This is a genomic window from Actinoalloteichus spitiensis RMV-1378 (genome assembly GCF_000239155.1).
Taxonomy (GTDB): domain Bacteria; phylum Actinomycetota; class Actinomycetes; order Mycobacteriales; family Pseudonocardiaceae; genus Actinoalloteichus_B; species Actinoalloteichus_B spitiensis.
Genome location: NZ_AGVX02000602.1, coordinates 1 through 5,124, shown reverse-complemented (window position 1 = coordinate 5,124; position 5,124 = coordinate 1). Strand labels below are relative to the sequence as shown.

Genomic DNA, 5,124 nt, shown 5'->3' with positions numbered 1-5,124 from the left:
GGATCCGGCGGCGGACGGGGGCGGGCTTGGGGGAACGTGGGAGGCGGGACGCGCGGGTGGTCCGGGGGTGGACACCGGTGTTCCGCGAGGAGCGACCGAGGCGGACGGGCCGGGGTGTCCTGGACGCCTGCCACCCTATCGTGATGATCAAGGCGCTTTCGGGGTCGCGAGGGTGGAGTGGGCGGGCAGCGCCCGGGGCGTGACGCCGGGTTCGGTGGCGCCGGTTCGGGGTGCTCCGGCGTGCCGTCCGCGCCGCTGCCGGGAGGCTCGTGCCATCCTCGCTGGCCATTCCGGTCGCCCTCCCGTCGTTCGCTCAGCGGGTGGGGAGGGCGGTCCCGGTGAGGAACCGTTCGAGCCTGGTGGTGTACTCCTCGGCCTTCTCGATCATGGGGATGTGTCCGCAGTCGTCGACGGCCACGAACTCGGTGTGCGTCCGGTGAGCGACGAGCTCGCGCCAGGGTTCGATCGGGGTCATCCGGTCGAAGCGGCCCCACACGTACAGGGAGGGGCAGGTGACCTTGTCGAGGGCGGCGCCGATGGAGTAGCGGCGGGTCGCCTTCAGGCTGCGGGCCATGCTGACCATCGAGCTCGGCCGCCGCAGGAGTTCCGCGGTGCGTTCCAGTTGTTCCTCGCTGAAGTAGCGGCCCCGGTGGAACAGCGCGGCCAGCATCCGCTCCCGGAAGTCGTCGCTGTCGAGTCGCACGCTGGCGCGGCGGTCGACGCTCAGGCCGACGTCGGGGTCGGCGCTCAAACCGGGGGCGCCGCTGACGACGATGGCGCGGACCCGTTCGGGGTACCGCCCGGCGAGGTCGATGGCGACCAGGCCGCCCATCGAGTTGGCGCACACCACCACCTCGTCGAACCCGGCGTCGGCGCAGGACTCCAGGAAGGCGTCGCCGAGCCGTTCCATCGACCCGGCCACGGTGCGGTCGAGGGCGCAGATCGGTTCCTGGGTGCGCAGCACCGGCCAGCCGGCGGCGGCCAGGTTCTGGAAGGGGTGCTCCCAGATCCAGCCGCCGGCGAAGAGGGCGGACATGAACGCGACCGGTGTCCTGGACCGGTCGCCGTCGAGCCGGTGTTCGGCGGTGAAGACGGTCATGCGAGCTCCAGTCACAGTAGGGGTTCCGGTGGCAGTGTCCGACCGCAGTCGCAGGTGGCGGCGTCGTGCACGGCGACGACAACGCCGCACCCCTCGCACCGGGCGTAGTCGCGGGTGGAGGTGCGGGACCAGACGCTGGTGAACGCGCGGCCGTACCGGGCGCCGCGGAAGAAGCGGCGCATCGCCCGCTGGTGGGGCCGGGCGTGGACCGCCCGGATCGATTCCGGGCGGTCGAAGGCGCTGAGGGTGAAGCGGCGGTCCCCGAGGTCGAAGGTGGCCGCGCCGAGGAACCCCCTGGCGGGGCGCATCGACTTCATGACCTCGGCGCTGAGCAGGTCCACCTCGGCGGATTCGTCGTCGTCGCGGACCTGGACCCAGGTCAGCACCAGCGCCTCCGGTTCGCCGGTGGGGTTGCGCAGGGTTCGGGAGCTGATGCCGAACTGCCGTTCGGTGTCGGCGGAGGGGACGTAGCGGGGCTGGTAGCCCAGGGACGCGGCCAGGGCCATCCGGTCGAAGGCGCGGCGCACCTCGGTGCGTCCGTCCTGGGTTGTGAGCAGGTCGGTGCCCGCGACGTGGGCGGTCCCGCCGGTGGCGGGCATCCCCAGGTAGGCGGCGCGGTGGTCGGCGCGCAGCGTCCAGGAGACGTGGGCGCTGGTCCCGTCGGCGACGACCCGGTCGACGGTGAAGCGGGGGCCGGCGAAGCGGGCCAGGACCCGCTGGGCGTGAGCGGCCAGGTCGTCCCCGCTGACCGGGTCGGGCAGGTCGGGGTCCTGGTAGTCGTCGACGAGGTCGGTGAGCGCGGCGATGTCGCCCTCCTCCCAGGCGCGGAGGTGGCGGAGGGCGGTCTGGCGCGGGTCCATGCTCACTCCGGGCTGCGGGTTGGGTCGGTGGTGGGGCGGTGTCGCGGGTGTGGCACCGGAGTGGCCGGGGCGGGGGTGGCCGCCCGGGTGCCGGTGCGGTGGCCCGCGCCGGGCCCGCTCATCCGGTCCTCTCCCGGGTGAGCCGGCGGGGCGTGGTCGGGTCGGACATCGGCAGGCAGCGGAGCCCGGCGGGTCTGGCGAGTCCGGTGAGCACCTTGCTGTCGCCCACCTCGACGGCCAGCTCCACCTCGGGGTGCCCGGCGAGCCGGGTCATCGTCCGCGCCCACCGCACGCGGCGGGTGAGCTGGTCGACGAGGGCGTCGCGCAGCACCGCCGGATCGGTGGTGGGTTCGGCGGTGACGTTGGGCAGCACGGGGATCCGGGGGGTACGGAGTTCCTCGGCGCGCACGGCCTCCGCCCAGGCGTCGACGGCGTCGGCCATCAGGGGCGAGTGGAAGGCGTTGCTCACCGTCAGCGGTGTGGTCTTGCGGGCGGCGGTGGCGAGGGCGACGAGGCGGTCCACCGCCGGGGTTGCCCCGGAGACGACGACGTGGTCGGCGGCGTTCTCGAGTCCGACGACCAGCGGTTCGTCGGGTGCGGCGGCCCTGGCGACCAGCTCCTCGACCTCGTCGACGTTCAGGCCCAGGACGGCGGTCATCGACCCGGTGGCGGTGACCGCCGCCATCAGCCGGGCCCTGGTGGCGACCAGCCGGAGGGTCGCCTCGAAGGACAGGGCCCCGGCCGCGTGCAGTGCGGCGAGTTCACCGACGCTGTGTCCGGCGACGATGCCCGGTTCGTGGCCCTCGGCGCGCAGGACGGCCAGGGCGGCCAGCCCGCACACCGTGACGGCGGGTTGGGCGTTCTCGGTGGCGACGAGCCGCTCGGCCGGGCCCCGGGCGCACAGGGGCCCCACCGGGGTGTCCAGGAGGCGGTCGGCCCGGTCGAACACCTCGGTGGCCTCGGGCCGTCCCCGGAGCCAGGCGCCCATGCCGACGCGCAGTGTGCCCTGCCCGGGGAAGAGGAACGCGAGCACGGCTGCTCCTTCCTGGACGGTGGTCCGCCGCACGGTGTCGTGGTGGCCCCGGCGCGGTGGGGGACGGGTGGGTTCGGCACGGGTCGTCTCAGAGGCGGCGGCGTCGGCGGGCCGGTTCCGCGCCGCTCTGCGAGCCGAGGAAGCCCAGGAGCAGTCGGTTCACCTCGTCGGGGGCGTCCAGCGGGATCCAGTGGCTGGCGTTCTCCACGCGTTCGTAGCGCCAGGGGCCGCGCACGTACTTGCCGGAGCCGATCATCTGGTCCTCCAGCATCGCCTTGTCCCCGGTGGACCAGATCCCCAGCGTGGGCGCCAGCACGGGTGGGAAGTTGCCCTCGGGGCGGAGTTCGCTCTCGGGGGAGCGGTTGGCCCGGTACCAATTGAGGCCGGCGGTCAGCGCGCCGGGGCGGGCCAGGTCGCGCAGGTAGCGGGTGTGGTCGCCCTCGCGGGCCATGATCTCCTTGAACAGCCGCCAGCCGTTGCGCCGCAGCAGTTCCTCGCTGACCCCGGGGAACTGGTAGAAGAGCATGTACCAGGAGCGGGCGCGCTGGTCGATGGTGGGCGCGGAGAACATGCCGGGGTGGCCGACGGAGAGGACCGCGAGGTGGTCGACCCGGCGGGGCATGAGGAAGGCGTACATCCAGGCGACGGCGGCGCCCCAGTCGTGGCCGACGACGTGGGCGCGGGGCACGCCCAGTTCCTGGGTGAGCGCGACGACGTCGTTGACGATCGTGCGCATGCCGTAGGCCTCCACCTCCTGCGGCTTGTCGGAGTCACCGAAGCCCCGTAGGTCGGGGGCGATGACCCGGTAGCCCGCGTCGACGAGGACCGGGATCTGGTGCCGCCACAGGTAGGAGGAGTCGGGGAAACCGTGCAGCAGGAGCACCGGGTCCCCCTCGCCCTGGTCGACCAGGGCGATGTCAATGCCGTTGACGTGCAGTTTCTTGTTGGTCACACGGTCTCCCTCAGTAGCCGCTCCGCGAAGAACTCGCTGAATCCGAATTCGGGCACGTCCTCGGGCGGCACCATGTTGAGCAGCCCGGTGACCTGGAGCGCGTCGTTCTCGGCCATCAGCTGGCGGGCTCGCCGTCGGCGTTCCACGGCGTGCTCGCCGAACTCGGCCTGGAGTTTGGCCATCAGCGTCGCGCCGAAGTGGAGCCGCTTCATGCGGAACTCCCGCTCGGCCAGGTAGGGCTCGAACGCCGCCGCCGACCAGTCGTCCCCCTCGAGGAGGGTGTCGCAGACGATGCGGGCGTCCCGCAGGCTGCACGACAGTCCGGTGCCCAGCACGGTGTCGCAGTTGCCGGCCTCGTCTCCGATGAGGACGACGCCTTCGGCCAGGGTCGGGTTCTGCGGCAGGATCGCCACCGACGGCCAGGCGACCAGCGGGCCGGCGGGTACCGCCCTGGTGACGGCCTCGCCCCGGTCGGGCAGGCAGTCCAGGGCGAAGGCGTCGAGGAAGCGGCGCTGCCCCTCGGGGCCCCGGTAGCGGCGCTGTTGGCCGGTGGCGAAGTTCAGGTAGAGGCGGGCCCGGCCGTAGCCCTGGGGGAACACCATGAACATGACGTCGCCCTCGGTGCCCATCGCCTGCACGTCGGCCGGCCAGTCGTCGAGGCCGTCGACCATCATGCCCGCGCCCCAGTGGTGCACCGAGTTGGCCATGGAGACGCCGACCTGCCGGCCGACGGTGCAGACCCGGCCGGTGGCGCCGAGCACGATCCGGGGGCGGATCTCGTGGTCGGTGTCCCCGGTCCGGTAGCGGACGACCGGTGCGGGTCCGGGGGTGACCTCGACCTGACCGGCGCCCATGACGACCCGCGCGCCCGCCTCCGCGGCCTGTTCGGCCATCAGTTCGCAGACAGTGTGGTGGGGGAAGCACTGCGGCCCGCCGATGCCGGGGAGGAACCGGGTCATGTCCACCGCGCGGGCTTCGTCGACGTCGACGACCTCATCCCACTGGACCCACTCGCGGATCTCCCATGCACCGCCGAAGACGAAGGCGTCGGCGACGCCGAGCCGGTGCGCCTCCTGGATGCCCCAGGGGGCCAGCCACTCGCCGCGCACCAGGTCCCGGTACTCGGGCTGCTTCTCCAGCATGACGACGGAGAGGCCGGCGGCGGCCAGCCGGCAGGCGG

5 protein-coding genes are annotated in these 5,124 nt (G+C 73.2%); all 5 read right to left on the bottom strand.

Features of this window, described 5'->3' with window-relative positions; genetic code table 11:
* Positions 1-313: 313 nt before the first annotated feature.
* On the bottom strand, positions 314-1,099 hold the full coding sequence (locus ACTIDRAF_RS0222415) for an alpha/beta fold hydrolase (protein WP_016700946.1): 786 nt from the start codon (positions 1,097-1,099) through the stop codon (positions 314-316).
* An 11-nt stretch (positions 1,100-1,110) separates the two neighbouring features.
* Positions 1,111-1,959, bottom strand: a complete 849-nt coding sequence (locus ACTIDRAF_RS0222410; RefSeq protein ID WP_016700945.1) for an ester cyclase — start codon at positions 1,957-1,959, stop codon at positions 1,111-1,113.
* A 118-nt stretch (positions 1,960-2,077) separates the two neighbouring features.
* Entirely contained in the window at positions 2,078-2,992 is a 915-nt protein-coding gene (locus ACTIDRAF_RS0222405; protein WP_016700944.1) for an ACP S-malonyltransferase, read from the bottom strand.
* An 88-nt stretch (positions 2,993-3,080) separates the two neighbouring features.
* Positions 3,081-3,944 (bottom strand): alpha/beta fold hydrolase, encoded by an 864-nt coding sequence (locus tag ACTIDRAF_RS0222400; protein ID WP_016700943.1) that lies wholly within the window; start codon positions 3,942-3,944, stop codon positions 3,081-3,083.
* Positions 3,941-5,124, bottom strand: a 1,184-nt coding sequence (locus tag ACTIDRAF_RS30570; RefSeq protein ID WP_016700942.1) for an NAD(P)/FAD-dependent oxidoreductase, incomplete at its 5' end; no start/stop codon positions are given. The genes ACTIDRAF_RS30570 and ACTIDRAF_RS0222400, both read right to left, overlap by 4 nt.